Annotated in this window: 31 protein-coding genes; 15 read left to right on the top strand and 16 right to left on the bottom strand. The window is 69.4% G+C overall.

Annotated features, from left to right (window positions below; all coding sequences use genetic code 11):
- Positions 1-49 precede the first annotated feature (49 nt).
- The 5 genes from ACFPFQ_RS23960 to ACFPFQ_RS23940 form a co-directional block, all read right to left on the bottom strand.
- Complete coding sequence (locus tag ACFPFQ_RS23960) at positions 50-1,123, bottom strand: FecCD family ABC transporter permease (RefSeq protein WP_379622509.1); 1,074 nt, start codon at positions 1,121-1,123, stop codon at positions 50-52.
- Positions 1,120-2,178 carry a FecCD family ABC transporter permease gene (locus ACFPFQ_RS23955; RefSeq protein WP_379622507.1) on the bottom strand — a complete coding sequence of 353 codons (1,059 nt, stop codon included), beginning with the start codon at positions 2,176-2,178 and terminating at the stop codon, positions 1,120-1,122. The genes ACFPFQ_RS23960 and ACFPFQ_RS23955 overlap by 4 nt, the downstream gene beginning before the upstream one ends.
- A 193-nt stretch (positions 2,179-2,371) precedes the next feature.
- A complete protein-coding gene (locus tag ACFPFQ_RS23950; RefSeq protein ID WP_379622506.1) occupies positions 2,372-3,274 on the bottom strand; it encodes an ABC transporter ATP-binding protein in 903 nt (300 codons plus the stop codon).
- The gene (locus tag ACFPFQ_RS23945) at positions 3,271-4,488 is read right to left on the bottom strand and encodes a phytanoyl-CoA dioxygenase family protein (protein ID WP_379622504.1); all 1,218 of its coding nucleotides are present in this window, start codon (positions 4,486-4,488) and stop codon (positions 3,271-3,273) included. Before ACFPFQ_RS23945 ends, ACFPFQ_RS23950 begins: the two co-directional genes overlap by 4 nt.
- Positions 4,489-4,504: 16 nt before the next feature.
- Entirely contained in the window at positions 4,505-5,641 is a 1,137-nt protein-coding gene (locus ACFPFQ_RS23940) for an ABC transporter substrate-binding protein (RefSeq protein ID WP_379622502.1), read from the bottom strand.
- Between the two features lie 378 nt (positions 5,642-6,019).
- Here ACFPFQ_RS23940 and ACFPFQ_RS23935 point away from each other — a divergent pair, with 378 nt between their 5' ends.
- The 9 genes from ACFPFQ_RS23935 (at position 6,020) to tsaA (ending at position 11,630) form a co-directional block, all read left to right on the top strand.
- The gene (locus tag ACFPFQ_RS23935) at positions 6,020-6,724 is read left to right on the top strand and encodes a type 1 glutamine amidotransferase domain-containing protein (protein WP_379622500.1); all 705 of its coding nucleotides are present in this window, start codon (positions 6,020-6,022) and stop codon (positions 6,722-6,724) included.
- A 44-nt stretch (positions 6,725-6,768) separates the two neighbouring features.
- Positions 6,769-6,891, top strand: a complete 123-nt coding sequence (locus ACFPFQ_RS23930; protein WP_379622498.1) for a hypothetical protein — start codon at positions 6,769-6,771, stop codon at positions 6,889-6,891.
- A gap of 2 nt (positions 6,892-6,893) precedes the next feature.
- On the top strand, positions 6,894-7,553 hold the full coding sequence (modA, locus tag ACFPFQ_RS23925; protein WP_379622496.1) for a molybdate ABC transporter substrate-binding protein: 660 nt from the start codon (positions 6,894-6,896) through the stop codon (positions 7,551-7,553).
- Between the two features lie 151 nt (positions 7,554-7,704).
- Entirely contained in the window at positions 7,705-8,010 is a 306-nt protein-coding gene (locus tag ACFPFQ_RS23920) for a hypothetical protein (RefSeq protein WP_379622494.1), read from the top strand.
- 168 nt (positions 8,011-8,178) lie between these two features.
- Positions 8,179-9,054, top strand: coding sequence for an AAA family ATPase (locus ACFPFQ_RS23915; protein WP_379622492.1), 876 nt, complete (start codon positions 8,179-8,181; stop codon positions 9,052-9,054).
- Complete coding sequence (locus tag ACFPFQ_RS23910) at positions 9,054-10,184, top strand: vWA domain-containing protein (protein WP_379622528.1); 1,131 nt, start codon at positions 9,054-9,056, stop codon at positions 10,182-10,184. The genes ACFPFQ_RS23915 and ACFPFQ_RS23910 overlap by 1 nt, the downstream gene beginning before the upstream one ends.
- A gap of 94 nt (positions 10,185-10,278) precedes the next feature.
- Entirely contained in the window at positions 10,279-10,581 is a 303-nt protein-coding gene (locus ACFPFQ_RS23905; protein WP_379622490.1) for a hypothetical protein, read from the top strand.
- The gene (locus ACFPFQ_RS23900) at positions 10,578-11,009 is read left to right on the top strand and encodes a hypothetical protein (protein ID WP_379622488.1); all 432 of its coding nucleotides are present in this window, start codon (positions 10,578-10,580) and stop codon (positions 11,007-11,009) included. Before ACFPFQ_RS23905 ends, ACFPFQ_RS23900 begins: the two co-directional genes overlap by 4 nt.
- 24 nt (positions 11,010-11,033) lie before the next feature.
- Positions 11,034-11,630: a tRNA (N6-threonylcarbamoyladenosine(37)-N6)-methyltransferase TrmO gene (tsaA, locus tag ACFPFQ_RS23895; protein ID WP_379622486.1), complete on the top strand. Its 597-nt coding sequence runs from the start codon at positions 11,034-11,036 to the stop codon at positions 11,628-11,630.
- An 84-nt stretch (positions 11,631-11,714) separates the two neighbouring features.
- Here the strand turns inward: tsaA and ACFPFQ_RS23890 are convergent, their stop codons facing one another.
- From ACFPFQ_RS23890 to ACFPFQ_RS23845, 10 genes are read right to left on the bottom strand one after another with little or no spacing between them, the layout of a single operon-like run.
- A complete protein-coding gene (locus ACFPFQ_RS23890; protein ID WP_379622484.1) occupies positions 11,715-12,077 on the bottom strand; it encodes a hypothetical protein in 363 nt (120 codons plus the stop codon).
- A gap of 2 nt (positions 12,078-12,079) precedes the next feature.
- Complete coding sequence (locus tag ACFPFQ_RS23885; RefSeq protein WP_379622482.1) at positions 12,080-12,376, bottom strand: hypothetical protein; 297 nt, start codon at positions 12,374-12,376, stop codon at positions 12,080-12,082.
- A 2-nt stretch (positions 12,377-12,378) separates the two neighbouring features.
- Positions 12,379-12,624, bottom strand: coding sequence for a hypothetical protein (locus ACFPFQ_RS23880; RefSeq protein WP_379622480.1), 246 nt, complete (start codon positions 12,622-12,624; stop codon positions 12,379-12,381).
- Between the two features lie 13 nt (positions 12,625-12,637).
- Positions 12,638-12,865 carry a hypothetical protein gene (locus ACFPFQ_RS23875; RefSeq protein ID WP_379622478.1) on the bottom strand — a complete coding sequence of 76 codons (228 nt, stop codon included), beginning with the start codon at positions 12,863-12,865 and terminating at the stop codon, positions 12,638-12,640.
- Positions 12,866-12,875: 10 nt separating this feature from the next.
- A complete protein-coding gene (locus ACFPFQ_RS23870; protein ID WP_379622476.1) occupies positions 12,876-13,133 on the bottom strand; it encodes a hypothetical protein in 258 nt (85 codons plus the stop codon).
- 25 nt (positions 13,134-13,158) lie between these two features.
- A complete protein-coding gene (locus ACFPFQ_RS23865; protein WP_379622475.1) occupies positions 13,159-13,743 on the bottom strand; it encodes an SRPBCC family protein in 585 nt (194 codons plus the stop codon).
- Positions 13,744-13,759: 16 nt separating this feature from the next.
- Positions 13,760-16,171, bottom strand: coding sequence for an aerobic carbon-monoxide dehydrogenase large subunit (locus ACFPFQ_RS23860; RefSeq protein WP_379622473.1), 2,412 nt, complete (start codon positions 16,169-16,171; stop codon positions 13,760-13,762).
- Positions 16,168-16,734 (bottom strand): (2Fe-2S)-binding protein, encoded by a 567-nt coding sequence (locus ACFPFQ_RS23855; protein ID WP_379622471.1) that lies wholly within the window; start codon positions 16,732-16,734, stop codon positions 16,168-16,170. Before ACFPFQ_RS23855 ends, ACFPFQ_RS23860 begins: the two co-directional genes overlap by 4 nt.
- Complete coding sequence (locus tag ACFPFQ_RS23850; protein ID WP_379622469.1) at positions 16,731-17,597, bottom strand: FAD binding domain-containing protein; 867 nt, start codon at positions 17,595-17,597, stop codon at positions 16,731-16,733. Before ACFPFQ_RS23850 ends, ACFPFQ_RS23855 begins: the two co-directional genes overlap by 4 nt.
- Positions 17,598-17,649: 52 nt before the next feature.
- Positions 17,650-17,913 (bottom strand): hypothetical protein, encoded by a 264-nt coding sequence (locus tag ACFPFQ_RS23845; protein WP_379622467.1) that lies wholly within the window; start codon positions 17,911-17,913, stop codon positions 17,650-17,652.
- A 716-nt stretch (positions 17,914-18,629) separates the two neighbouring features.
- On the opposite strand from ACFPFQ_RS23845, the gene ACFPFQ_RS23840 reads away from it, so the two are divergent.
- From ACFPFQ_RS23840 to ACFPFQ_RS23815, 6 genes are all read left to right on the top strand, one after another.
- A complete protein-coding gene (locus tag ACFPFQ_RS23840) occupies positions 18,630-19,592 on the top strand; it encodes an XdhC family protein (RefSeq protein WP_379622465.1) in 963 nt (320 codons plus the stop codon).
- Between the two features lie 2 nt (positions 19,593-19,594).
- Positions 19,595-20,485, top strand: coding sequence for an AAA family ATPase (locus ACFPFQ_RS23835; protein ID WP_379622526.1), 891 nt, complete (start codon positions 19,595-19,597; stop codon positions 20,483-20,485).
- The gene (locus ACFPFQ_RS23830) at positions 20,478-21,656 is read left to right on the top strand and encodes a vWA domain-containing protein (RefSeq protein ID WP_379622463.1); all 1,179 of its coding nucleotides are present in this window, start codon (positions 20,478-20,480) and stop codon (positions 21,654-21,656) included. The genes ACFPFQ_RS23835 and ACFPFQ_RS23830 overlap by 8 nt, the downstream gene beginning before the upstream one ends.
- A gap of 68 nt (positions 21,657-21,724) precedes the next feature.
- The gene (locus ACFPFQ_RS23825; protein WP_379622461.1) at positions 21,725-22,840 is read left to right on the top strand and encodes an XdhC family protein; all 1,116 of its coding nucleotides are present in this window, start codon (positions 21,725-21,727) and stop codon (positions 22,838-22,840) included.
- Positions 22,841-23,181: 341 nt separating this feature from the next.
- Positions 23,182-23,613, top strand: coding sequence for a winged helix-turn-helix transcriptional regulator (locus ACFPFQ_RS23820; protein WP_379622459.1), 432 nt, complete (start codon positions 23,182-23,184; stop codon positions 23,611-23,613).
- Positions 23,614-23,647: 34 nt separating this feature from the next.
- Positions 23,648-24,616 (top strand): enoyl-CoA hydratase/isomerase family protein, encoded by a 969-nt coding sequence (locus tag ACFPFQ_RS23815; protein WP_379622457.1) that lies wholly within the window; start codon positions 23,648-23,650, stop codon positions 24,614-24,616.
- A 39-nt stretch (positions 24,617-24,655) separates the two neighbouring features.
- Here the strand turns inward: ACFPFQ_RS23815 and ACFPFQ_RS23810 are convergent, their stop codons facing one another.
- A complete protein-coding gene (locus ACFPFQ_RS23810; protein ID WP_379622455.1) occupies positions 24,656-25,207 on the bottom strand; it encodes a polyketide cyclase in 552 nt (183 codons plus the stop codon).
- Positions 25,208-25,475 lie beyond the last annotated feature (268 nt).

Raw genomic sequence — 25,475 nt, 5'->3', positions numbered from 1 at the left:
TCCACCTCCGTTGTCCAGGGTTTTCGCGACGTCCACGTTCCGCGCTGGCTCATCCGACGAGTCCGGCTCGTGAGGCCCGAAGCAGCAGGTACATGAAGTAGGGCCCGCCGATGACCACCGTGAGGATCCCCACGGGCAGCTGCGTCGGTTCCAGCAGCCGTTGCGCGGCGTAGTCGGCGATCACCACGAGCGCACCGCCGACCGCGGCCGAGAGCGGGAGCACGACGGCGCCCGTGCTGCGGGCGAGCCCGCGGGCGATGTGTGGAGCGATGAACGCCACGAATCCGACCGGACCGGCCGCCGCGACGGCAACCCCGGCCAGGCCGACACCGACGACGATCAACAGCAGCCGGGATCGGGCGACGGGGGCTCCCACACCGGTGGCCACGTCGTCGCCGAGCTGCAGCACCTGCATCCCGGCACCCAGCCCGGTACCCAGCGCCATCAGCACGGCCGCGGCCGGGAGCAGGCCTTGGACGGTCGGCCAGGTGGCCCCGGAGACGTCGCCGAGCAGGTAGCGGTTGGCCTGCAGCACCTGGTTGAGCGACGCGGTGGTCAGCAGGTAGATGATGAGGGCTCCGAGTGCGGCGTTGACACCGATCCCGATGAGCACCAGCCGCAACCGCGACAGCCCCGACCGCACCGAGAGCAGGTAGACCGCCGCGGCCGCCAACAGGGCGCCGGCGAAGGAGACCAGCGCCGGTGGCTGCCCGCCGTGGCCGACCACGATCATGGTCACCACCGCCACCGACGCGCCGCTGGTCACCCCGATGATGTCCGGGGCGACCAGCGGGTTCTGCGTGACGCTTTGGAAGATCGCTCCCGACATGCCCAGCGCGGCGCCGACGAACACCGCGACGAGCACCCGGGGCAGCCGCAGCGTGGTGATGACCAGGTTGCTGGTGCCCGAGCCGTGCCCGAGGAGTGCGGCGACGACCTGGTCGAAGTGGATCGGGATCCGGCCGACGACGAGGGTGATCGCCATCGCCACGAGCGCCAGCAACGACACCAGCGCCAGGGTGAGCAGGCCACGACGGTCGAACCGGAGCGAGACCTCCGGGCGGGGCAGCTGCACCACCAGGCGGCGGCGCCGCAGGCGCGGCGACCTCGTCGTGGCCTTCACAGGCCGTCCAGTGCTCGGCGGCGGGCCAGGTAGATGAAGACCGGGGCGCCCAGCACCGCCGTCATGATCCCCACCTGGATCTCGCCGGGCATCGCGACGATCCGCCCGGCCACGTCGGCCAGCAGCAGCACCGACGGGCCGAGCAGCGCCGCGGCGGGCAAGATCCAGCGGTAGTCGGGGCCGACCAGGAAACGCGAGACGTGCGGCACCATCAGGCCGATGAACGCGATCGGTCCGGCGAGCGCGACGGCGGACGCCGCGAGCAGCACCACGGCGAGCGCCACCGCGACCCTGCTGAGCACCACCCGTTGCCCGAGTGCCCGGGCGACGTCGTCTCCCAGCGCCAGCCCGTTGAGCGCGCGACCGCAACCCAGGGCGACGAGCAGGCCGAGGAGCAGGAACGGGGTCACGGTGAGCAGCGTCGGGAAGGCGACACCGGCGACCGAACCGGCGAGCCAGAACCGCGCGACGTCGGCGGCGTTCGGGTTGACCACATTGAGCGTCGAGGTCAACGCGCCCACGAACGCCGCGATGATCGCCCCGGCGAGCGCGAGCTTGACCGGGGTCGCCCCACCGCCGACCGACCCGAGCACGTAGACGAGCACCCCGGCAACGGCCGCGCCCAAGAACGAGAACCACAGGTAGGTCCCGACGGAGCCGGCACCGGCGGTGATCGCCGCCGAGATCGCGAACCCCGCCCCGGAGTTGATCCCGAGCAGACCGGGGTCGGCGAGCGGGTTGCGGGTCAGGCCCTGCATGAGCGCCCCCGTCATCCCCAGCGCGATGCCTACGGCCACCCCCACGACCGTCCGGGGCAGCCGCAGGCTGTGCACCACCGTCTGTCCGGTCGGCGCGGCGGCCGGGCCGCGGTAGTCGAACAGCGCCGCGAGCGCGTCGTGCCATGACACGGTCAGCGACCCCACACGCAGGCTGAGCAGGGCCGCGAGGACGAGGAGCGCGGCCAGCCCGAGCAGCACGCAGACCCGCCGACCCGCCTGACGTGGGCGAGCGGCCGGTTCGGCCCCGGTGCCGGCGCCGGTCGCCACGACGGTCACCGGCTGCCTGGCGAAACGGGATCTGCGCAAGCAAGGCAGTGCAGTCCCGCCACCACGGGCGCGTGCGCAGGTGCTCGGCGGGGACGTCGAGACACCGCGCCTGCGGGGGGCGCGGATCGGCTGCTCATGGCGGCGGGTCCCGGTGGTACTGACCACCTTCGCGATGCCGGGAGGGCGGGTGTGCGCGCGATGGTCATGGCGAAGGCTGCTCCCCCGCGCGCGGCCGGCGGGGACCCTCGGCCGAGAGCCCTTCGGTGACGGCGGGCCGGCTCCGGCGGGAGGCGGGCACGCACAACGGCGTGCCGGTGACCGGATCGGGGATGATCAGGCAGTCGAGGCCGAAGACCTCCTTGACCATCGCCTCGTCCACGATCTGTCCCGGTGGCCCCTCCGCCACGATGACCCCTTCGCGCAGCGCGAGGAGGTGATGGGCGTAGCGGCAGGCCTGGTTGAGGTCGTGCAGCACCAGCACCACGGTGCGTCCGGTCTGCTCGTTGAGGTCCGCGAGCAGGTCGAGCACCTCGGTCTGGTGGGCCATGTCGAGGTAGGTCGTGGGCTCGTCGAGAAGGAGGATCTCGCTCTGCTGGGCCAGCACCATCGCGATCCACGCCCGCTGACGCTGCCCACCCGACAGGCTGTCGACCGTGCGGACCGCCAGCTCCTCCATCCGGGTCGCCGCGAGCGCGGCCTCCACTGCCGCCTCGTCGGCCTTCGACCACTGGCGCAGCCAACCCTGGTGCGCGTAGCGACCACGGGCCACCAGATCCTCCACGGTCAGGCCGTCCGGCGCCTGGGGGGACTGCGGCAGGATCCCGACCTTCGTGGCGACCTGCCGGGTCGGCACCCGGTGGATGTCGGCGCCGTCGAGCAGCACCACACCGGACGTGGGGCGCAACAACCTCGCCAGTGCTCGCAGCAGGGTCGACTTGCCGGAGGCGTTGGCCCCCACGATCGCGGTGACCTGCGCATCGGGCACCCGCAACGACAGGTGGTGCACGACCTCGGTGTCCCCGTAGGCGACCGACAGCGCATCCGCGTCCAGCCGGGAGATCGTCGCTCGGTCCGGCCCCGAGTCCGCCGCGCGCGCCGCGCTCACGAGGCGTTTCGCTCGGGGCCGAGCCCCGGCCGTGACTCGTTGAACAGCTCGGCCGAGTCGACCCGGAGCCAGTCGGCGAGTACGGCCTGCACCGCGAACAGACGGCGGTCTGCGGCTGTCGTGGACTCGCGTGTCGCCATCCGACGGGAAGCGGCGCAGCGGCCGGACGGCGTCGCCTGGAAGTAGCGGTGGATCGACGACTGATCATCGCTGTAGGTCGTGTGCGGCTCGATGAGCCCGCGCAACCCGAGCGTGCTGAAGGTCCGCTCGACGAGCTCGTCGGGGTACTCGATGCCGAGCCGCCCGATGACCCCGCGCGGGTAGAAGGCATACCGCGCCAGCCACGGTGAGGTCGGCTGGACCGACAGCAACGCCAGTACGAGCCACTCGACCTCGGCGAGGTCGCGGGTGACGTCCGAGGACAGCCCCGCCGGACGGGCCAGCGGCACGGCCGCGTCCTGCGCGCCGAGCCCGACGGCGAGGCGGAGGAAGGGACCGTCGTTCAGGGTCGTGGAATGCACGATGTCGGGACGGAACAGCACGGCATCGCCGACGTCGAGGGGAGCGGCGCGCCACAGCGGCGCGAGGCGGTCCGGCAGGGGTCGGTTCGACGTGTTGGCCTCGACGTCGAGATGAACCGGGTGCGGCATGGCGATCGCGGCCTCCTGGTCGGCAACGCCGTGCGATCCGGCCGCAACCGCCAGCACGCCGTCGCCGAGACCGAGCCTCGTCACCGGGAACCAGACGTTGAGGTGCTCCTGCGGCCCACCGACACCCATCATCTGCCAACCGTCGCGGTGCACCCGGGTGGGGTCTCCGGGCGGCATCGCGAAGAGCACGGCCCGATCCCACATGACCGGGCGTCGCCCCCAGACCTTCTCGATCGCGGCCGCCGCGGTTCCCGACCGCACCAGTAGCTCGTCGGTGCTCCGGCCGACGACGCTGCGGTAGCGGTCGCGGTCGAAGGTCTCCGGGTCCCCGATCCAGCGGAAGCAGTCGGGCAGCTCGTCGACCACCTGGACCTGGCCGTCGGCCACCAAGGCCTCGACCAACGGAGCCCGCAGCGCCCGAACCACGTCCGGCGGAAACATCTGTCTACCGACCGCGTGCCCCTCCCTGTCGAAGCGGTCGGCGTCGCCTCGCTCGCCGACGGCCACCTCGTTCGGCAGCTCGCCCGTCGGCTCCACGCCGGACCGGCCGGCCACTGGCTTCATTCGATCCTCCGATCGCTCAGTTGCCCGGCGCCGTACCGGTCGTGGTGAACGCCTTGCGAATGCCTTCGAGCGCATCCAGCTGACCGACCGCTCCGGCGGTGAGGTAGCCGTCGCCGATGCCACCCAACCCCGTCGTCCTGATCACTCGGCCGGCCTTGACCGCGGGTACCTGCGCCACGACGGGGTTGCTCAGGAAGGCGTCCAGCGACTCGCGCGTGGATCCGACGAGCCCGGAGATCACGAGGTACTGCGCGGACAGGACGTCCACCGCCCGCTCCACGCTGAAGTTGGCGTCCTGCCCGTCCGTGCCGTCGAGCAGCTTCCCGAAGCTCGGGAACTCCTGCGGCAGCAGCCGGAGTCCGAGGTAGGCCAGGAACTGGCCGGCCGGCCGGAACCGCCCGGTGATCACGTAGAAGCTGTCACCGGCGGGGGTCGGGCTCAGGTAGTTCACTGTCTTGCCGGCGATGTCCGCGCGGACCGGCTCGGCCGCAGCCTCGAACTTCGCGACGAAGGCGTCAGCCTGCTGTTGCCGATCGAAGATCTGACCGAGCAACCGGACCGTCGGCACCCAGGCGGCACCACTGATGCTGGCGTCGTCCTGGTAGGTGAAGCCGAGCGAGACCACCGGCGCGATCGCCTTGAGCTGCTCGAGGTTCTTCGTCGATTTGCCGTTCACCCCGACGATCAGGTCCGGCTGCAGGGACGCGATCTTTTCCAGATCCGGCGTCACCGGCGCGGTGCCCACCACGGTGAAATCGGTGATCTGGCCGCTGAGCTCGGTGGGGATACCGCGCGCATCGAAACCCGGGGTGCCGGGCGGATAGACCAGCCCACCGATCGGATTGACCCCGATGGCAAGCAGGTTGTCCATGGACAGCTGCGGATTGTCGATCACGATCACCCGGGTCGGCGGCGCTGCGATGACGGCCGACGTCCCGTCCGGCTGAGTGATCGTCAGGGGGTAGGTGGTCCTGCCGGCCGCACCGCTCGGCGCCGTCGACGCCTGCGGCGCACCAGCGGGGCCCGCGCAGGCGGCGGCGAGCAGGGTCAGCGCCGTCACCACCGACACCGTCACCACCGATGTCGACACCGTGCGGATGCGGTGGCGCAACGAACCGTGAGCTACCGATGCCGTGCCGGCTCCACCACTCATCGCACCCATCCCTGGTCATCGTCGACGCCGGTCAGGCACAGTAGTCACAACGGGACTACTGCAACAGGCGCGGAATGTACCTGCTTGCCGACGTTGCAGGACGAACACATTAAGCGATCGCTAAGGATGTTCCGATCACGTCAGTGCTCGACTGCCGCGGCGTCCATGGACCCCTCGGCCGGATCGCCGCCGTCCGGCCTGCGCCGGTGGCCATCCGCGACCGGGCACGAACAGTGATGTTCACGCGATGGCCGGCCACGGGTCGCACACCGCACCCGTCCGCCGGCCGTCGCGCCGCACTTGCGGGTTCCTGCGGACAATCGTCGCGAAGCTGCGAGACGATGGCGGGGCGACCGCCGACGGTCCTAGCGTTGCCGCATGACCTCCGTGCTACTCGCAGTCACCGGCTCTGACCACTGGACACTCGCCGACGGGACCAAGCATCCCTGTGGCTACTGGCCGGAAGAGCTCGTGGCACCCCACCAGATCTTCAGCGCCGCCGGCTTCGACGTCACGATCGCCACACCCGGAGCCGTCCGCCCCACGCCAGACGAAGCCGGTTTCACCCCCGAGATGAACGGCGGATCCGCAGCGGCCGGACAGGAGTTGCGGGCCTACATCGACACGATCTCCGCCGAGCTCGACCGCGTCGTCGCCCTCGAGGAACTCGACCCCGCCGACTACCAGCTGGTGTTCATCCCCGGCGGGCACGGGCCCATGGAGGACCTGGCGGTGTCGGCATCCTTCGGCGCACAGCTCAACCAGTTCCTGGCCGCCGGCGCCTTCGTCGCGGCCGTCTGCCACGGCGCGGCTGGGCTGCTCGCCGCACGCGCCGCAGACGGCTCCTGGGCGTTCGACGGCTACCAACTCACCGGCTTCACCAACGCCGAGGAGACGCAGGTCGGCTTCGCCGACCGCGCACCCTGGCTCCTCCAGGACCGGCTCACCGCGGACGGCGGCGTGTTCAGCGGTGGCGCACCCTGGGAGCCGAAGGTGATCGTGGACCGTACCCTCATCACCGGTCAGAACCCGGCGTCCTCGGTACCACTCGCCGAAGCGCTGGTCACAGCCTTGACGACCTGATCGCGGGACGCACCTGTCGTCGTGGAAACACCTGGAGCGAACTCATGAAGATCCGTGCCCTCGCCGTGGTCGCCGCTGGTGCGGCGCTGCTGCTCGCCGGATGCGGCGGCGAAACCCCGGCCGCGTCGCCCGGCGGTGCCGCCCCGGCCCCGCCGCGCGCACGCTGACGGTGTTCGCCGCCGCATCGCTCAAGGACACCTTCACCGAGCTGGGCAACCGGTTCCAGACCGACAACCCCGGTGTCACGGTCACGTTCAGCTTCGCCGGCTCGTCCGACCTCGCACAGCAGATCGTCAACGGCGCGCCCGCCGACCTGTTCGCCGCCGCGAGCGACGCCACGATGAAGACCGTCACCGACGCGAGCATGACCGCAGCCGCGCCCAAGGTCTTCGCGACGAACGTGCTGCAGATCGCCACGGTGAAAGGCAACCCGAAGGGGATCGCCACCTTCGCCGACCTCGCGAAACCCGACCTCAAGGTCGTCGTCTGCGCCCCGGCCGTGCCGTGCGGCGCTGCCGAGCAGAAGGTCGAGAAGGCCACCGGCGTCACGCTCAAGCCGGTCAGCCAGGAGAGCGACGTCAAGTCGGTGCTCTCGAAGGTCGCCTCCGGTGACGCCGATGCCGGGCTCGTCTACGTCACCGACGTCGCGTCGGCGAAGGGCACCGTGCAGGGCGTCGACTTCGCCGAGTCGGCCCAGGCCAAGACGAACTACCCGATCGCGGTCGTGAAGGACGCGAAGCAGGCCGACCTCGCCAACGCGTTCATCACGCTGGTCAACAGCGACATCGGCAAGAAGACGCTGGGGGCGGTCGGGTTCGGCACGCCGTGATCGTTCTCCTTGTCCCGCGATCAGGTCGGCGTGCCCCCGCGGACCGACAAACTAAGCAAATGGTTATTCAGCGTTGCCGTTGGCGCCTGCATGGACGATGATCGTGGATCAGACAGCGGTGGGTTGCCCCCACCGGAAAGGCGGGTTCCTGATGACCGAGCGATCCAATGACACCGTCGGGACCGACGATTCGCTGGAGGTTCTCCGCGCGATTTGGACCGCCAAGCGGCAGACGCGCGCCGACATCGAGCAGGCGAGCCCGAAGGCCAAGGTCTGCAAGAACATGAAGAACATCGGATTCGGCGGTCTGGGCGGTGACGGGTCGGGCGATGCGGACACGACGGCGGTTCCGGTCGGCGAGGAACTGCGCGCTGCCTGGCGCGAGCGGCTGGCCCAGGACGGCAAGCTCCACAACGGAGCCGGCAGCGTGTTTGACCTGGTGAACGGCGACGCCTAGAACGAGGGCGGCGCTGTCGAGCTCTGAACCGCGAGTGACCCGGTCGCCGTAACGGGCACCGGGCCAGGTCGCTTCCGCCCCCGCGATCCGCAGATCCGAGTTCCGCGCCCGGATCCGGGTACAGTTCTGGGTGAGTGCGACCACACCAACATCGAGGAGAACGTCGCGGTGAGTTCACCCGCCAATGTCGGCGACCTGACCATGGCGCTCCGCCGAGGTGACTACTTGGCCGATCGCGGGCTGGCCACCGCTGCTCACGTGGCGATGTCGCTCCACCGGCCGCTGCTGCTCGAGGGCGAGCCGGGCGTCGGAAAGACCGAGATCGCCAAGGTGCTGGCCGGCGTGCTGGGCCGCGACCTGATCCGATTGCAGTGCTACGAGGGTATCGACACCAACCAGGCGCTCTACGAATGGGACTACGCGCGCCAGCTGCTGCACATCCGGGCCCTGTCCGAGCGCGGGCTCGCCGACGAATCGGCCGTCGATCGACTGTTCGGCCCCCGGTTCCTGCTGGAGCGTCCGCTGCTGCAGGCCCTGCGCGCAGGCGATCGCGCCGTCCTGCTGATCGACGAGATCGACAGGGCCGACGACGAGTTCGAGGCGTTCCTGCTGGAGATGCTGTCGGACTTCCAGATCAGCATCCCCGAGGTGGGAACGATCGTCGCGGAGAAACCTCCGATCGTGATACTGACGTCGAACCGTACCCGGGAGCTCCACGACGCGCTCAAGCGTCGCTGCATGTACCACTGGATCGACTACCCGTCGCTGGAGCAGGAGATCGAGATCGTCACCGTCCGCCAGCCCGGTGTGAGCGTCGAGCTAGCCAGCAAGGTGGTCCAAGCGGTGCACCGGTTGCGCGAGATGGATCTGGCCAAGCCGCCGGGGGTGGCGGAGACGATCGACTGGGCCCGAACGCTGGAGTTCCTCGGGGAGACCACGCTGACCGCCGAGTCGGCCGAGTTCACCCTCGGTTCGGTGCTCAAGGAGCGCGAGGACATCGAGCTCGCGAAGGAGAACATCGACGAGATCACGTCCGTGACGTGATGCGCGATGAGCTGGTGCCGCTGCTGGTCGCCTTCGGCCGTGCGGTTCGGGCCGCCGGTGTGACCGCCGGTTCGGGCGACATCGAGACCTACTGCGCGGCGATGGTGACCCTGGACCCCACCGACCTCATGGACCTCTACTGGGGCGGACGGACGGCGCTCGTCAAACGCCGCGACGACATTCCGACCTACGACGAGGTCTTCCGGGCGTTCTTCCTGGGTGAACACCAACCGGTGCAGGAACTGCTGACCCTGCACCTGAAGTCGAGCGCCCAGACCGAGGCCGTCCTCGACGTGCCCGCAACCGATCCACCCGATCCCGCAGGCGAGCAGGACGAGGAAGAGACGTTCATGGGGCTGATGGCCTCGAGCGTCGCGTCAGTGCGGAACAAGTCCTTCGTGGCCTGCACCCCCGACGAGCTGGCGGCGCTGCGCCGGATCATGCGCCAGTTCCGCTTGACGCCACCGAAGCGGCGTACCCGTCGCACCCGGCCCTCGCGCCGCGGCCACCGCCCCGACCTGCGCAGGACCGTGCGGGAATCACTGCGTCTGCACGGGGAGCCGGTGGCGTTGCACTGGCAACGGCGCCGGGTGAAGCTGCGGCCCCTGGTACTGGTACTCGACGTGTCCGGCTCCATGGCCGACTACTCCCGCGCACTGCTGCAGTTCGCGCACACCGCTCGCCGTGCATCACAGAAGGTCGAGGTGTTCTGCTTCGGGACCCGGCTGACCCGGATCACGGTGCCGCTGCAGAAGCGCAGCCCGGACGCTGCGCTCGCCGACGCCGCGCGGCTCGTGGTGGACTGGGAGGGCGGCACGCGCATCGGCAGCTGCCTCGACGAATTCGCCCGTACGTGGGGTCGGCGGGGCATCGCCCGCGGGGGTGTGGTGGTGATCTGCTCGGACGGCTACGACCGCGGCAAGCCCGACACCCTGGCGCTGGCCATGGAACGGCTCTCGCGGCTGTCGCACACCATCGTCTGGCTGAACCCGCACAAGGGCAATGATCCGTCGTACCGGCCACAGTCCCTGGGCATGATGGTGGCCGAACCGTTCATCGACGTGCTCCTCTCGGGACACGATCTCGAGAGCCTTGCCGAGTTCGCGCAGCTGCTTCCCGGGCTCGCATGATCGATGCGGCGCCGGCTTCGACGAGGGGGGCGCCCCGCGACGCTCGCGGGACGGGCCCGGAACACACGCAACCACGCGGACAGGAGTTCGAACGATGATGCGATGGAGTGTCGGCTTGGTCGCGGAAGGCGACCCGGAAACCGATGCGGTGGTGACGCTCGAGGAGGTGGTCGAGCTCGCCGACGCGGTGGCACCCAGCTCCGGGATCGCGACGGGCGGCGGCAGCGTCCGCTACGGCGCGCAGATCGTCGTGGCGGCCGACAACCGCGAGGAGGCCATCGAGCGCGGTCTCGCCGAGTTCGAGTCGGCCGTGCGGAAGGCCGGGCTGCCGGTGTACCCGATCGTCCACACCGAGGCGGTCAGCGAGCTCGAGGACGCCATGGACGAGTCGGTGTGATCCGCCTCGGTTCACTCGCGGGCTACGTGTTCTCCGGGCCACGAGTGCTGGGCGGTTGGACGCCGCCCGCCCGGCCCGGCGTCTACGCGATCCTCTACAAGCCCGAGCCGGAGACCAGGCGCGAGCACTACGCCGTCACCTACGTCGGGCATGCCGACGACCTCGCTGCGGCCGGCTTCCCGTTCAAGCACCGGCGCTCGCCGTGCTGGATCCAGCGGGCGGGATCGAAGTGGAACCTCCATGTCGCGTTCCTCGAGGTGCCGGGCGGGACCCGGGCGCACCGGGAGCAGATCGTGCAGGAACTGGGGGCGGTCTACCACCCCCACTGCAACGAGACCCGCTACGACCACACCTGGCGGGCGGAATGGATCGGCGCATACTCCGGCGCACCGAACACGGCGCCGCTGCCCCCGCAGCCAGACACCTGACCGGCGGAGGAGGAGACGCCGACGATGACGCCTGACGAGCTGCCGGACCTCGATGCCGGCGAGCACGATCGGTTGCGCTCCGTGCCGGCGTCGTTCCGACCGATCGGCTACGTGCGCAGCCGTTACCGGGAACCGGCACAGACCCCGATCCAGTCGACCCGCAACACGGCGGCAGCGGGGCGGGTCGAGGTGTTTCCCACGCACGCCACCGCCCTCGACGGGCTCGACGGATTCGACTTCGCCTGGCTGCTCGTCTGGCTCGATCGCGCCGATCCCCCGCCTCCGGACGGGCGGGTGGAGCCGTTCATGCTGGTCGGGACCGGCCGGCGGGTCGGCACCTTCGCCACCCGGCACCCGGCCCGGGCCAACCCGATCGGGCTGAGCGTCGTGCGCATCGTCGCGGTGGACGCCGCGGGACTCGATTTCCAGGGCGTCGACACGTGCCACGGGACGCCGGTGCTCGACATCAAGCCGTGGGAGCAGCACCTCGACATTCCTGGATACCAGGACGGTTGGGCAGCGGTGTCGGCGATCCGCGGCGGCTGGTACATCTCGACCGGTGCGGCCACCGCTGGTCAGGTGCTGCCCGGGAGTCCTGGTGCGGCCCCGGGGTCGCGGTGACGCGGGCCACCCGACGACGCAGAACCGCCCGAAGGAGGAGAGCCTTCTTCGGGCGGCCGAGCCTGCGCGTTCGGTAGTGCCCCGTCAGTGCCGAGAAGGTGCGTAACCCACGGTCTCGTGGATGCGTGACCGCCGCCGCCCGGAGGCCGGGACGGCGACCTCCGGCCGGTCGGGGTTGGGAGTGGCCTTCCGGATGATCTCCTCGGCGAAGCCGTACAGCAGCGGCAACGCCCCGGCAACGGTCCGACCCGTGCGGTTGATGTGCTCCAGCCCCGGCCGGATCGCCTTGCCGTCGGCGGCGATCTGGCTGACCAACCCGTCACCGGCCTCCAACGTGGTGGCGATCTTGCCGAGCAGCGAACCGAGCCAGATGAGGAAGAACGCGAGACCGGCGATCAGCACCAGGATCTCGACGACGGTGATGACCAACAGGGTTGACTCGGACATGGTCAGGCCTTCCCGGCGGGGGTGGGGATGGTGTCGACGACCCGCCCGAGGAACAGGTGGTGCTGCAGACCTTCGGCCAGTACCAGCTCCAGGCCGGCGCCGGTCGTGGTGATCAGCGCCGTGTCCTTCGTGTTCTCGGTGATCCCGACCAGGGTGCCGGCGATCCCGTCGACGGCGCTGTTGATGCGCTTGACGAAGGCCACGAGCAGGCTCAGCAGCACCACCACTGCGACGATCACGACGGCGCCGAGCACCAGGATCACCGTCCAGTAGGTGATCTCTCCGGAGGAGAGGGGCATCGTCAGCCTCCCAGCCGCGCGCGGCCGCGCTGCAGGCCACCGATGATCTCGGTGGCGTGGTCGATGGTCGTGTTGAGCCCGGCGAGCCCCGCGGTGTTGACGCGGGACCGGCCGAGCGACTTGTCGAGCTGCTGGGCCTGGGTGCCGATCTTGTAGGCGAGCACCAGGATCGGGGTGACCAGTGCGACCACCACCACCACGATCACCAGGCCGATCACCAGGCCGAGGGTCCAACCAAAGGGAATCATCGTCGTGGGCTCCTCAGACCGTCTCGCACCAGGCCCGCACCGGGGCAAGGTTGAGGTTGACCGACCCGACCACGGCGGGGACGGTGCTGGTGTTGTCGGCAATGGCGTCCACCCCGCCCAGCAGCGCGGCAAGGGTGGTGTGGACGTGGCGCAGGTGCAGGATGACCCGCAACAGGCCGACCGCCACGACCGCGATGATCAGGGCGGCGATCACGAGTGTGATCCAAGCAACGACAGGCATTGTCGTCCTCCTACTTCGCAGGGAGCAGCTTGGCGACGCTGCCCGCGTAGCGGGTCGCGCCGACCGCGACCTGGGCAACGGTCGCGTCGGTCGTGGCGAGCAGCGCGGGGGTGTCGTCCACCTCGCCGAGCAGCTCGACACCGTGGGTGAGGATGTCGTCGGCAGCCCCGCGGATGCGTTCGACGGCCGCGAGCAGCCGGCTGAGCAGCGCGATCACCACGATGAGCACCACCACCAGCACGGCGTTGCCGATCCACCAGAGCGTCATGTCGTCTCCTTCGTCGCCGCAGGCGTCATCGGTTGCGGTCGTAGGGCAGGAAGAACCGGGCGAACACGCGCAGCAGCGCCATCCGGGCGGCGCGCACACCGATGGCGAAGCCGCTGGCGGGCTTGGCCGCGCGGACCGCGGTCATCGTGCCGCCGACGCCCTGGTTGGTGATGTTGTACTGCAGGCACTCCGCGAAGGTCTGCATGAGCACACCGGTGACGTCGGCGATCATGCCGCGGCCGAACTGGGCGGCCGCACCGGAGATGGTGAGGTCCTGGCCGACCTTCATCGTCGTGCCGGCGCTGCCCGCCGGTACCAGCACGACGGTCATCATCATGTCCGCTGTGCCCTTGCCCTTGTCCTCGGCGCCGGCGGCGTGCATCACCATCCGGTGGTTGGCTTCGTCGGTCTCGATGATCTTGACCTGGCCGCTGAAGCTGAGCTTCACCGGACCGAGCCGCGCCACGACCTTGCCGTCGTAGGTGCCATTGCCGTCGTCGCCGACCAGCTCGGCGCCGGGCAGGCACGGCGCGAGGTTGGGCACGTCGAGCAGGTAGGTCCACACCTTGTCCAGCGGCGCGCCCACCACGAGCTCATTGTTGATCAGCATTGCTCACCCTCCTCGCTCAGGCGTTGCGGACCGGCGGCGCGCCGGACACGTCCTGGCGGGTGCGGATGGCGTCCCACACCCGGTCGGGCAGTACCGGCATGTCGATGTTGCGGACCCCCGTGTGGGAGATCGCGTCGAGCACCGCGTTGACGAACGCGGCAGGCCCGCCGACCGCGGCGCACTCTCCGACGCCCTTGGCGCCGATCGGGTGGTGCGGGCACGGCGTGACCACCTCGTGCAGCTCGAAGCCCGGAGTCTCCCACGCGGTGGGGATGAGGTAGTCCATGTAGTTCGAGCCGACGATGTTGCCTTCGGCGTCATAGGTCTGGAACTGCATGTTCGACATCGCGTACGCCTCGGTGAGCCCGCCCATGATCTGCCCCTCGACGATCATCGGGTTGATCCGCACCCCGCAGTCGTCCACCGCCACCACGCGCAGCACGTCCCAGACACCGGTCTCCGGGTCCACCTCGACCGTCACGATGTAGCAGGCGAACGGCCAGGTCAGGTTCGGCGGGTCGTAGTACGCGTTGCCCTCGAGGCCCGGCTCCATGCCGTCGGGCATGTTGGAGTACGCCGCCATCGCGCACTCCTGGATCGTGGCGCCGCGATCGGGTGCGCCCCGGACGAAGAACCGGCCGAGCTCCCACTCGATGTCCTCCTCGGACACCTCGAGCAGGTGTGCCGCGATTTTGCGGGCCTTCGCGCGGATCTTGCGCGACACCATGGAGACGGCCGCGCCGGCGACCGGCGTGCTGCGCGAGGCGTAGGTGCCCATCCCGAACGGTGCGGTGTCGGTGTCGCCCTCCTCGACGACGACGTCGGCGGCCGGGATGCCGAGCTCGTGGCTGACGATCTGGGCCCATGTGGTCTCGTGGCCCTGGCCCTGGGTCTTCGCGCCGGTACGGAGGATCGCCTTGCCGGTCATGTGCACCCGCAGCTCGGCGGAGTCGAACATCTTGATGCCGAGGATGTCGTACTCGCGGCTGTTGCCCGCGCCCAGCGGCTCGGTCATTGTCGAGATCCCGATGCCCAGCAGCCGCCCCTTCGCCCGCGCCGCCGCCTGCTCGCGCCGGAACTCGTCGTAGCCGATGGCGTCGAGGCCGACCTGCAGGCACTTGCCGTACTGCCCGGAGTCGACGAGGAAACCGAACGGGGTGCGGGCCGGGAAGGCATCGTCTTTGAGCAGGTTGATCCGGCGGAACTCGGCCTGGTCCATGCCCAGGTCATCCGCGGCGGCCTGCACCATCCGTTCCTGGAAGAACATCGCCTCGGTGACCCGGAACGAACAGCGGTAGGCGACGCCGCCGGGTGCCTTGTTCGTGTAATGGCCCTGCGCCGTGATGTAGCCGGTGTCGATGTCGTAGCAGGCGAACGTCGAGTGCATCAGGCCGATCTTGAACTTGCTCGGCTGCGCATCGGCGAAGAACGCACCCTGGTCGGTGTCGGCGTGCATCCGGACGGCGAGGATCTTCCCGTCCGAGCGCAGCGCCATCTCCGCGTCGAGGTACATGTCACGGCCGAACCCCGTGGAGATCAGGTTGCCGGTCTTGTCCTCTGTCCACTTGACCGGCTTGCCCAGCAGGATCGACGCCAGGATCGAGTGCACGTACCCGGGGTAGACCGGCACCTTGTTGCCGAAGCCACCACCGACATCGGGCGAGACGATCCGGATCATGTGCTCGGGCAGCTCGGCGATCAGCGCCACCGCGGCTCGGACGATGTGCGGGGCCTGGCTGGTCATGTAGACCGTGAGCTTCTTCGTGGCCGGATCGAAGTCCGCGACCGAACCACAGCACTCGATCGGGGACGGGTGGCTGCGCGGGTAGTGCAGCTTCAGCTTGGAGACGACGTCGGCCTTCGCGAAGGCCCGCTCGGTGGCCTCCCGGTCCCCGACCTCCCAGCGGTAGCAGGTGTTGTCGACCTGTCCCTGCTTGTCGTCCCGGATGATCGGTGCGCCGGGTGCCTTCGACTGTTCGGGGTTGACGATCGGCGGCAGCGGCTCGTACTCGACGTCGATGGCCTCACAGCCGTCCTTGGCGATGTAGGGGTCGTCGGCGACGACGACGCACACCTCCTGGCCCTGGAACCGCACCTTGTCGGTGGCGAGCACGGCCTGGGTGTCGTAGGACAGCGTCGGCATCCATGCGAGGTTGCGCTGCGCCATCATCTCGCCGGTGAGCACGAGCCGCACACCGGGGATGTCCCACGCCCGGCTCGTGTCGATCTTGGTGATCCGCGCATGCGCCAGCGGGCTGCGCAGGATCTCCATGTACAGCATGCCGGGGAGCTTCACGTCGTCGGTGTAGTTGCCACGACCACGGATGAACCGGTTGTCCTCGACGCGCAGCCGGCTCGAGCCGAGACCGCCGATCTTGATCTCGTCGAGTGCGCGCGAGGGCTCGACCGAAGGGACTGTCTGCGTCATGACGCGTACTCCTCAGAAGCCGAGCTGTCGTCACCGGCGGCGGCCGGATCGGCTGCGCGCTGCTTGTCGGCCGCCCACAGGACCGCCTTGACGATGTTCTGGTAACCGGTGCACCGGCAGAGGTTGCCCGACAGCGCCCAACGGACGTCTTCCTCGCTGGGGCTCGCGTTGCGGTTCAGCAGCGCCTTGGAGGCCATCATCATCCCAGGTGTGCAGAACCCGCATTGCAGACCGTGCTCGGCCTGGAAGCCCTCCTGGACGGGGTCGAGCTCGCTGGGTGTCCCCAGCCCCTCCACCGACATCACCTCGTGCCCGTCGGCCTGCACCGCGAGCATGGTGCAGGACTTGATCGGGTCGCCGTCGAACAGAACGGTGCACGCGCCGCAGTTGGTGGTGTCACACCCGAAGTGGGTACCGGTCAGTCCGAGACCCTCGCGGAGCAGGTGCGCGAGCAACAGGCGCGGCTCCACCTCGACGACCCGACGTTGACCGTTCACCGTGACCGTGATCCGGCGTACGTCCGCCTCGACCTCGACGATCTCGACCGAGCGTCCGTAACTCATGCTGCCACCGCTTCCCCGCGGGCGAGCCCGCGCCTGACGAAAGTCGCCACGACGTGGCGCTTGAAGGCGACGCTGCCGCGATGGTCGCTCTTGGGCTGGGCGGCCGCCGATGCCAACTGGGCGGCTTCCTCGATGCTGTCTTCGGTCAGCGGCCTGCCGACCAGCGTCTGCGCTGCCTCGGCGGCAAGGATGTTGCTCGCACCGACCCCAGTGAGCGCGATGCCGGCCCGGACGACGAGCCCGCCGTTGAGCTCCAGGGCCAGCGCGACACCGGCAGTGGCGAAGTCACCCACCCGCCGCTCGAGCTTGAGATAAGTGCCGAAACGCTGTCCTTCCGGCGCCGGGACGACGGCTTCCACGGCGACCTCGTCCGGTTCGAGCGCGTTCTGGAACGGCCCGAGGCTGAAGTCCGCCGCGGGGATCGAACGCCGTCCCTTGGGGCCCAGCGCGACCATGTGCCCACCGAGAGCCAGCAGCACTGAGGCCCAGTCGCCCTGTGGGTCGGAGTGACAGACGGAGCCGACCATCGTGCCACGGCTGCGGACCATGGGGTCCGCGATGAGCGGCGCCGCGGCGGCCATCAGCGGCTGCTTCGACTTCAGCAGGGCCGATCGCTCCAGCGCGACGTGGCGACAGAGCGCGCCGACGTGCAGGGTGCCGTCAGGGTCTTCGCGGTGATAGGCGAGGCCAGGGATGCCGTTGATGTCGATGAGGACTTCCGGCGCCGCGAAGCGCAACTTCATCATCGGAACGAGGCTCTGCCCGCCGGCAAGGATTTTGCCCTCATCACCATACTGGCTCAGTAACGAGTGGAGCTCGTCGAGACTTTGAGGCGCTTCGTAGCGGAACTTCGAAGGATACATCCGGGCCTCCTTGCCCTGGGGGAGCGTGCTTGTCAAAGGGGAGCGGCCGAACTCAGCTGGTCGATCGCGGCCGCGGCCGAATACCGGGACCAGAGTCGGCAACGGCGACCGGCAACGACTCGTCCTCGGGATCCGGGCGAGGCAATTGGTGCGGAGGCCACGGTCCGGCCACCGGCTGTCCAGCGATCTTCATGAACTCGGTCATCTGCGGGAACGCCCAGATCGTGGGACTCGTACCGCCGGTCTTGGGAGCGTCCTCAATGAGCTCGAACATGCGCGGGTTGCCTTGACTGTGGCCGCTCGATTCAATCGGCATGCATCCTCATTCGCGTCGTTGCACCAGCCCGATCGGGTGAGCGTGTGCACTACCGCGGAAACGGGTGCTCGCGCTCACATCGGCTGGGCTGCCGTGTCCAATGGGGGACATGCTGCACGCCACCGGGGAGCACTTCCAGTCGGGCTAAGCAAAGACTTAACTCGCCTTGCTTCAGGCGTGAACGGGGACCACGATGGCCGCTCCCCGCCAGCGCAGCCCAGGAGAGCAATGTTGTCCCAGATCTCTTTCGGGTACCAGGGCCGATCAGGCTCCGTTGCCGTCGGGCCCGGGCGACGGTCCGGCATGGTGCGCGACCACCGCGCCGCCGGCGGCCGCGATCTCGACCCGTGGACGGCAGCAGCGGTCGACGCCACGACGGCGGTCAGCGAGGCGATTCAAGATGGATATCGCCGTCACCGTGAAAGACGGGGAATCTCTCCCCGAGGTAGAACCACGGTTGCTGAGGGCAGGCCTGCGGCGTCACGCGTTCGGGTTGACGGGCACGCACTGGGGCTGCGACACGCCGAACTGCGGCGCCTCACCATGTGGATGGAGATCGGCGAGTCGGCCACCGCCGGATCACCGGCTGCAGCCGTGAACGCGGTACTCGACGCCATCGGCGTTCGACATGTCGACATGCCGCTCGCCCGGGCCCAAAGTGTGGTCGGCCATCCAGGACCGGCCCATCCGAACCGATCTCGCTATTGGATGAGGACATGACACGAGCAGACATGCTCTCGCGGGTCGATGGCCTCCGCGCCGGACGCACCCCGTTCGTACTGGCCACGGTGGTGCGGGCGGAGCGCCCGACGAGCGCCAAGCCAGGCGACTGCGCTCTCGTACTGCCGGACGGCACCATCGACGGCTTCGTCGGCGGGGCTTGCGCCGAGACCACAGTGCGGCTGGAGAGCCTGCGGCTGCTCCAGGCAGGCGAGTCGGGGCTGTTGCGGATCACACCGCGCGCAGACGACCCCGACGAACCCGCTCAAGAAGGTGTGCGAACGGTCGGCAACCCCTGCCTGTCCGGTGGCACCCTGGAGATCTTCCTCGAAGCGATGATCCCGCCCGCGCTGGTGTACGTGCACGGCGAGGCGCCGGTCGCACGAGCGCTGGCTCGCGTGGGGCACGCACTGGACTGGGACGTCCGCCCGACGGTCGATGCGAACGCCCCCATCCGATCCGACGCCTCGGCGGTCGTGGTCGCCTCGCACGGCCGCGACGAGGCCACCGTGCTGGCAGCCGCGCTCAAGGCGGGCGTGCACTACGTCGCGCTGGTGGCAAGCCGACGCCGGTCCGCAGGCGTCCGCGACGAGCTGTCCGCTCTGGGTGTCCCACCCGAGGAGGTCGACCGTATCCACGCCCCTGCCGGTCTCGACATCGGGGCACGGACCGCGCCGGAGATCGCGCTTACCGTCTTCGCCGAGATCGTGGCGAACCGGCCACGGCTCGAGGTGCCGGACCCTGCAACCGCGACCGATGCATCCGGAGCCACCGGCCAACTGCACAGTCACTCCCCGATGGACACGCTCGAGGTCGCCGTCGACCCGGTGTGCGGAATGGAGGTTGCGATGACCTCGGCGAGCATCTCGGCCCAGCACGCCGATGGCAGCGTCCACTACTTCTGCGGGACAGGTTGCCGTCAGGCGTTCCTCGACGACCCGCAGCGCTTCCGCACATGACCATGCCCTCGGCCGCCCGCACCTTCGACGACGTCGACCAGCTGCGGCACGCTTTGGCCGAGACCGGCTACCTCGCCGACGATGCGCTCGCCACGGCATTGTTCCTGGCAGTGCGGATGCGCCAGCCGCTCCTCTTGGAGGGGGAGCCGGGCGTTGGGAAGACACACGCCGCCACCGCGCTCGCCACCGCGATGGGCTCGCCGTTGCTGCGGGTGCAGTGCTACGAGGGGCTCACCGCGGCCGAGACGATCTACGAGTGGAACTACCCGCGCCAATTGCTGGCCATCCGGCTTGCCGAGGCCCAGAGCACGACACTCGCCGAGACCGATCTGTTCACCGACGACTACCTGCTCCCCCGTCCGCTCCTGGCCGCTGTGACCCATCCCGGTCCCGGGCCCGCCGTCCTGCTCGTGGACGAGGTCGACCGCGCCGACGACGAGTTCGAGGCGTTCCTCTTCGAGACGCTGGCCGAAGCCGCCGTGACCATCCCGGAGCTGGGCACCCGCCGCGCGGCGGTCCCGCCGGTGGTGGTCCTGACGTCCAATCGCACCCGCGACCTGCACGACGCCCTGAAGCGACGGTGCCTCTACCACTGGATCTCCTATCCCGACACCGCACGGGTCGAGGCGATCGTGCGTCGTCGGGTTCCTGCGGCGAGCACCTGGCTGGCCGGCCAGGTGGCCGCGGCGGTGGGACGGCTGCGGGGGCTGGACCTGCAGAAGCAGCCGGGGATCGCGGAGGCGATCAGCTGGACCACCGCGTTGGGTGTGCTCGGGCTCGCCGAGCTCGACGCCGGAGCGGCCGAGCGCACCCTCGGGGCCGTGTTGAAGTATGACGAGGACTTCGCGTCCGTCCGGAGTGCCGGGCTATCCGCGCTCCTGCACCATGGCTGAGCCCGGGCGGGCGGATCTGCCCGCGCTCGTCGCCCGTTTCGCCGCAGCCTGCGCCGACGCGGGACTCCCCGTCGGTCCGGACCGGGCTGCGCGCTTCACCCAGGCCGTGCTGGAGGTCGCCCCGTCGACGACGACGCGGCTGCGACACTGTGCCACCGCCACGCTCGTGTCGGGGCCGGATCAGATGCCCATCCTCGCTGCCGTCTTCGCCGCCGTGTTCGAAGGGCTGGTCGGCCCCCCTGGCCAGGACCTCCACGGCCCAGCCTTGGCCGAATCGGCCCTGCCGAACGGGTCGGGATCCCGATCGGTGTCCGGTTCGACCGGCTTCGCCGAGCAGGCGCGCACCACACAGACCGGCGGCAGCACGCCGGACACCGGGCGGGAGTCCGCACAGCCGACGCTGGGATCTGCCAGGGAACGCTTCGGACGGCGGGATTTCGCCGAACTGACGGCGGCCGAGCTGGCCCAGCTGGCCGATGCCATGCGCGCGATGCGGATCGCAACACCGCTGCGACGGAGCCGCCGCACCCGTCCAACGGTGCACAGCGGGCGGGTCGACCTCCGGGCCACGCTGCGCGCCGCGCGCGACACCGGGGGTGATCCGCTTCGGCTGGCTCACCGGACCGCGCGCCGGGTACGCCGCAGACTTGTGGTGCTGTGCGACATCTCGGCGTCGATGGAGCCCTACGCCAGAGCGCTGATCCAGCTGCTGTACTGCGCGGCCGGGGCCAGACGTGCCGAGGTGTTCACCTTTGCGACCCAGCTGACCAGACTGACCAGGGCCTTGGCGCGGGTGCCTCCGACGGCTGCCTTCGACCGAGCCGCTGCGCTTGCTCCGGACTGGTCGGGCGGCACGCGGATCGGCGAGTCGCTGCGGCACTTCAACGACTCCTACGGGCGCCGAGGGATGGCCCGGGGTGCCGTCATCCTGGTCTTGTCGGATGGATGGGACACCGGAGACCCTGCGGTGCTCGGCCGGGAGATGACCCGGTTGAGCCGAGTGGCTCACCGGATCGTGTGGGCGAACCCCCGAACCCGCCATCCCGACTACTCCCCGAGGGTCGGCGGGATGGCCGCGGCATGGCCCTATTGCGACGCGGTGGTGAGTGCGCACAGCCTGACCTCACTCGACGATCTGCTCTCGGCTCTCGCAGCGCCCGCAGCACGATAGGTGCCCGCGGAGCGCGACAGCCCGGACGCTGGCAAACAATCATCGAAGACTGCACGTGGAGGCACGATATGCGCGACGTGGTGGACCAACTCGCTGGTTGGTGGAAGAACGGAGAGACCGCAGCACTGGCCACGGTCGTCGGCACCTACAGCTCTGCCCCACGCCAGCCAGGCGCGTCGATGCTGATCGGGCCGGGTGGCGAAGCCGTCGGCAGCGTCTCCGGCGGCTGCGTCGAGGGCGCCGTGTATGCGTTGGGCGAGCAGGTGCTCGGCGACGGCCGGCCGAGGCTGCAGCGCTACGGCGTGTCCGACGACGACGCGTTCGCCGTCGGACTCACCTGCGGCGGCATCATCGACATCTTCGTGGAGAAGGTCAATCCGGAAACCTACGAACATCTGGGGAGCGTGGCCGAGTCGATCCGTTCGGCGTCACCAGTCGCCGTCGCCACCGTGGTGTCCGGACCTGGCGGTCGCATCGGCAAACGGCTGGTCGTCTGGCCGGACCGCACCGCCGGCGGCACCGGCTCGCTGCGCCTCGACAACGCCATCCGCGACGACGCCCGCGGCATGCTTGACCTCGGACGCAACGCCAGCTTGCACTACGGCCTCGACGGGCAGCGGCGCGGCGAGGGGCTCGACGTGTTCGTCGAGTCTTTCGCCCCGCCGCCCCGCATGATCGTGTTCGGAGCCATCGACTTCGCCGCCGCCGTCGCGAAGATCGGTAGCTTCCTCGGCTACTGCGTCACGGTGTGCGACGCACGACCGGTCTTCGCCACTGCATCGCGGTTCCCTGGAGCGAACGAGGTGGTGGTCGAATGGCCGCACCGGTACTTGGCCGCAGAGGCCACGGCCGGCCGGATCGATGCCCGCACCTCGCTGTGCGTACTGACCCACGACCCCAAGTTCGACGTGCCGCTCCTGGAGGTCGCCCTCCGACTTCCCGAGGTGGCCTACATCGGATCAATGGGATCCCGGCGCACCCACGACGACCGGCTGGCTCGGTTGCGCGAGATCGGCATGACCGAGGCGGAGCTGGCTCGGATGTCGAGCCCGATCGGGCTCGACATCGGCGCGCGTACCCCGGAGGAGACGGCGGTCTCGATCGCGGCCGAGATGATCGCGCTGCACTGGGGCTGCGCCGGATCACGACTGTCCCAGCGAGAGGGCCCGATCCACGCCGTTTAGTGTCGTGTGTCGTAACTCTGTTACGGTTTTGGTGCTGCCCCGCCCGGGGTATCAGCGCCCGGATCGTGGGCGGGTCGCGAACCCAATCCAACTGCATGCACGAGCGTCGGACAGTTGCAGGGACAGCACTTGCACACCTCGGGTCACTCGTGCGTGATCCTGGCGATCGGGCTGTTCTCGTTCCAAGACGGTTGGGTGTTCACTGGTGATCCGGTGCGCGCTCAGCGACGGTGGGTGCCGGCCGGTTGGTCGGCGTCATGGCGTTCTCACGTATCGGGTCAGCTCTGATATCGATGACATCGTCGGTTCAGAATCGAAACCGATCCGGTAGGGTGCGTCGGGTGACGAACCACTGCCGTCCGAAACTCGACTCCGTCGAGGCCGCCCTGAGTCAGGCGGGCGATCGGTGGACGTTCCTCATCCTGCGGGAGGCATTCTTCGGGGTGCGTCGGTTCGTGGCCTTCCTGGACAACCTTGGAGTGGCCCGCAACCTGTTATCCGACCGGCTCGGCCAGTTGGTCGAGCACGGCATTTTCGAGCGCAGGCGATACCAGGAACGTCCGGAGCGGTTCGAGTACAGGCTCACCGACAAGGGCCGCGACCTGTACGGGGTCATCGTGGCGATCATGCGGTGGGGTGACCGATGGCTCAGCGACCGGCCGCCGCTGCGCTTGACCCACGGCGCGGATGGCGGCGAGATCGAACAAGAACTGCGCTGCACGACCTGCGGCGCTGTGCTCGACGTGCGCGACGTGCACTACGAACCGACCTGACTGAGCTGTAACAGTTGACCGAGAGAAGGCTGTGATGAAAGCTGCGCGCGATCTACCCCTGAAGACGATCACGCTCGAGCAGCACGATCGCGTCCTCACCGCGACCTACACCAGCCCGCCAGTCAACATGGCGGACGCGATGTTCCTGCGCGAGCTCGAACTGGTGACCAAGGCAGTCGACCGCGACTCGTCGATCGGCGCCGTAGTGCTCACCGGGGGTATCCAGGAGCGCTTCCTCACCCACGCCGACCCGGCCGAGATCGGCGCGTTCGCCGCGATGCCGCACCCCGTGGTACCCATGGGACTGATCGAACCCGGGCTGCGGATGCAGAACGCCGTCCTGCGATTCCTGGGGCTGGCACGCGCGGTCGAGCGGCTCGGGGCCGTCGGCAGCGGGCTCGTCTGGGGATACCGGTGGAAGCGAACGATCTTGCGAATGAACCGCTCGGGCGCGGTCTATCTGGCCGCGATCAACGGGCCTGCCCTCGGCGGCGGCCAGGAGCTCGCACTGGCCTGCGACCTGCGCTACGCCGCTGACGCGCCACACGTGCTGATGGGCCAGATCGAGATCCTGGCAGGTCAGATCCCGGGTGGCGGTGGCACCCAGCGGCTGCCGGGCATGATCGGTACCGGCAGGGCGCTGGAGCACATTCTCGAGGGCGCGCCGATCGATGCACACCAGGCCCTCGAGCTGGGCCTGGTGCACCGCCTGGTCGCGCCGGCGAACCTGCTCGCCGAGAGTCGGTCGACGGCGGCCCGGCTGTCTCGCAGGCAGCGCACCGCGGTTGCCGCGATCAAGCGATCCGTCTACTTCGGGACCCGGCGCAAGCTCGGCCGCGGGCTCGACATGGAACTCTCCGGGTTCATCGCGAGCGCGTTGACCCGCCCCTCGGGCGATGCCCTGAGGGCCCTCAACGCCGACATCGCACGCCTCGGGGACAGCCCCTTCCTGGCAGAACCGAAGCCGTGGATCGAGGGCACCAGGGTCAATCAGGTGCCGTGAGCAGCGCTGCCCGGCTGCGGTGTTCGCGACCCGCGCAGCTCAGTGCTGGTGCCGCTCGGCGAGCCGCTTCAGATTCTGCAGCTGCCGTCGAGCCATGATCAGATCGCCGACGGACAGCCCCAGGGCTACCCAGCGGTTGGTGCGCATGACGACCTTGAGCAGCAGGCGCGTCGTGTCGGCGTCCTGAGTTACGAGAACGTAGGACATGACGGCGCCCATGATGGTGCCGGTCAGCTGTTCCCCCGGGTCGACCGAGACGATCCGGCCCAGCTTGCGTCCGCCGGCGGTGGTGAACCGCTCTCCTACGTGCGGCTCGGGAAGGCCGACCAACTCGCGAGGTGAGCGGCGGCCCAGGTTGTCGATCCAGTCATACGAGTACGGTGCAAGCCGCACTTGCGCTACCCACGGCCACACCGCGCCGACGGGTGCTTGGACAGTCACGCCCCGCCACACCTTCAGGTCAGGGGATGTGACGAAGTCGTCGCAGGGGTAGGATCGCGCGATGTCACTGTTGCTCACACCCCACCGGTCACCGATCATTCGTCCATCCTCCAGCAATCGATGGCTCTCGACTTCGGGGGTGGTGCTCACGGCCACGGATGGCCTGATGCCTGGACAGAAGTCGCGACGCCAGCTTATTGAGTAGCCCCGCGATCGGCCGATCCAGCGTGATGAGCTCCGCGGCGGCACGCTCGCGGGGTTGGAGCGGTCGCTGACGACCGGCGCGGCCGTGCCCCCACCGTTCTCGATGGTGTTCTGGACGTCGGCCAGCTTGGTCGGGTCTCGGCCGACTAGTGGCTTGTCACGCAGCCTTGGCCGGGTAGTCGGTCCAGGTCCGGATCGGTGAGTCGGTGGCGAA

Source organism: Pseudonocardia sp. GCM10023141 (genome assembly GCF_042653605.1).
The sequence above is the reverse complement of the archived record's forward strand: the minus strand, read 5'-3'. Positions and strand labels throughout refer to the sequence as shown.

What these genes read in the sequence shown, in the direction of transcription:
- ACFPFQ_RS23910 (WP_379622528.1), top strand. Translation starts at nt 9,054, where the DNA reads ATGCGCGATGAGCTGGTGCCGCTGCTGGTCGCCTTCGGCCGTGCGGTT.
- ACFPFQ_RS23840 (WP_379622465.1), top strand. Translation starts at nt 18,630, where the DNA reads ATGACACGAGCAGACATGCTCTCGCGGGTCGATGGCCTCCGCGCCGGA.
- ACFPFQ_RS23860 (WP_379622473.1), bottom strand. Translation starts at nt 16,171, where the DNA reads ATGACGCAGACAGTCCCTTCGGTCGAGCCCTCGCGCGCACTCGACGAG.
- ACFPFQ_RS23835 (WP_379622526.1), top strand. Translation starts at nt 19,595, where the DNA reads ATGCCCTCGGCCGCCCGCACCTTCGACGACGTCGACCAGCTGCGGCAC.
- ACFPFQ_RS23945 (WP_379622504.1), bottom strand. Translation starts at nt 4,488, where the DNA reads ATGAAGCCAGTGGCCGGCCGGTCCGGCGTGGAGCCGACGGGCGAGCTG.
- ACFPFQ_RS23935 (WP_379622500.1), top strand. Translation starts at nt 6,020, where the DNA reads ATGACCTCCGTGCTACTCGCAGTCACCGGCTCTGACCACTGGACACTC.
- ACFPFQ_RS23855 (WP_379622471.1), bottom strand. Translation starts at nt 16,734, where the DNA reads ATGAGTTACGGACGCTCGGTCGAGATCGTCGAGGTCGAGGCGGACGTA.
- ACFPFQ_RS23830 (WP_379622463.1), top strand. Translation starts at nt 20,478, where the DNA reads ATGGCTGAGCCCGGGCGGGCGGATCTGCCCGCGCTCGTCGCCCGTTTC.
- ACFPFQ_RS23850 (WP_379622469.1), bottom strand. Translation starts at nt 17,597, where the DNA reads ATGTATCCTTCGAAGTTCCGCTACGAAGCGCCTCAAAGTCTCGACGAG.
- ACFPFQ_RS23885 (WP_379622482.1), bottom strand. Translation starts at nt 12,376, where the DNA reads ATGCCCCTCTCCTCCGGAGAGATCACCTACTGGACGGTGATCCTGGTG.
- ACFPFQ_RS23920 (WP_379622494.1), top strand. Translation starts at nt 7,705, where the DNA reads ATGACCGAGCGATCCAATGACACCGTCGGGACCGACGATTCGCTGGAG.
- ACFPFQ_RS23905 (WP_379622490.1), top strand. Translation starts at nt 10,279, where the DNA reads ATGATGCGATGGAGTGTCGGCTTGGTCGCGGAAGGCGACCCGGAAACC.
- ACFPFQ_RS23875 (WP_379622478.1), bottom strand. Translation starts at nt 12,865, where the DNA reads ATGCCTGTCGTTGCTTGGATCACACTCGTGATCGCCGCCCTGATCATC.
- ACFPFQ_RS23825 (WP_379622461.1), top strand. Translation starts at nt 21,725, where the DNA reads ATGCGCGACGTGGTGGACCAACTCGCTGGTTGGTGGAAGAACGGAGAG.
- ACFPFQ_RS23865 (WP_379622475.1), bottom strand. Translation starts at nt 13,743, where the DNA reads ATGCTGATCAACAATGAGCTCGTGGTGGGCGCGCCGCTGGACAAGGTG.
- ACFPFQ_RS23890 (WP_379622484.1), bottom strand. Translation starts at nt 12,077, where the DNA reads ATGTCCGAGTCAACCCTGTTGGTCATCACCGTCGTCGAGATCCTGGTG.
- ACFPFQ_RS23880 (WP_379622480.1), bottom strand. Translation starts at nt 12,624, where the DNA reads ATGATTCCCTTTGGTTGGACCCTCGGCCTGGTGATCGGCCTGGTGATC.
- ACFPFQ_RS23815 (WP_379622457.1), top strand. Translation starts at nt 23,648, where the DNA reads ATGAAAGCTGCGCGCGATCTACCCCTGAAGACGATCACGCTCGAGCAG.
- ACFPFQ_RS23870 (WP_379622476.1), bottom strand. Translation starts at nt 13,133, where the DNA reads ATGACGCTCTGGTGGATCGGCAACGCCGTGCTGGTGGTGGTGCTCATC.
- ACFPFQ_RS23940 (WP_379622502.1), bottom strand. Translation starts at nt 5,641, where the DNA reads ATGAGTGGTGGAGCCGGCACGGCATCGGTAGCTCACGGTTCGTTGCGC.
- tsaA (WP_379622486.1), top strand. Translation starts at nt 11,034, where the DNA reads ATGACGCCTGACGAGCTGCCGGACCTCGATGCCGGCGAGCACGATCGG.
- ACFPFQ_RS23930 (WP_379622498.1), top strand. Translation starts at nt 6,769, where the DNA reads ATGAAGATCCGTGCCCTCGCCGTGGTCGCCGCTGGTGCGGCGCTGCTG.
- ACFPFQ_RS23845 (WP_379622467.1), bottom strand. Translation starts at nt 17,913, where the DNA reads ATGCCGATTGAATCGAGCGGCCACAGTCAAGGCAACCCGCGCATGTTC.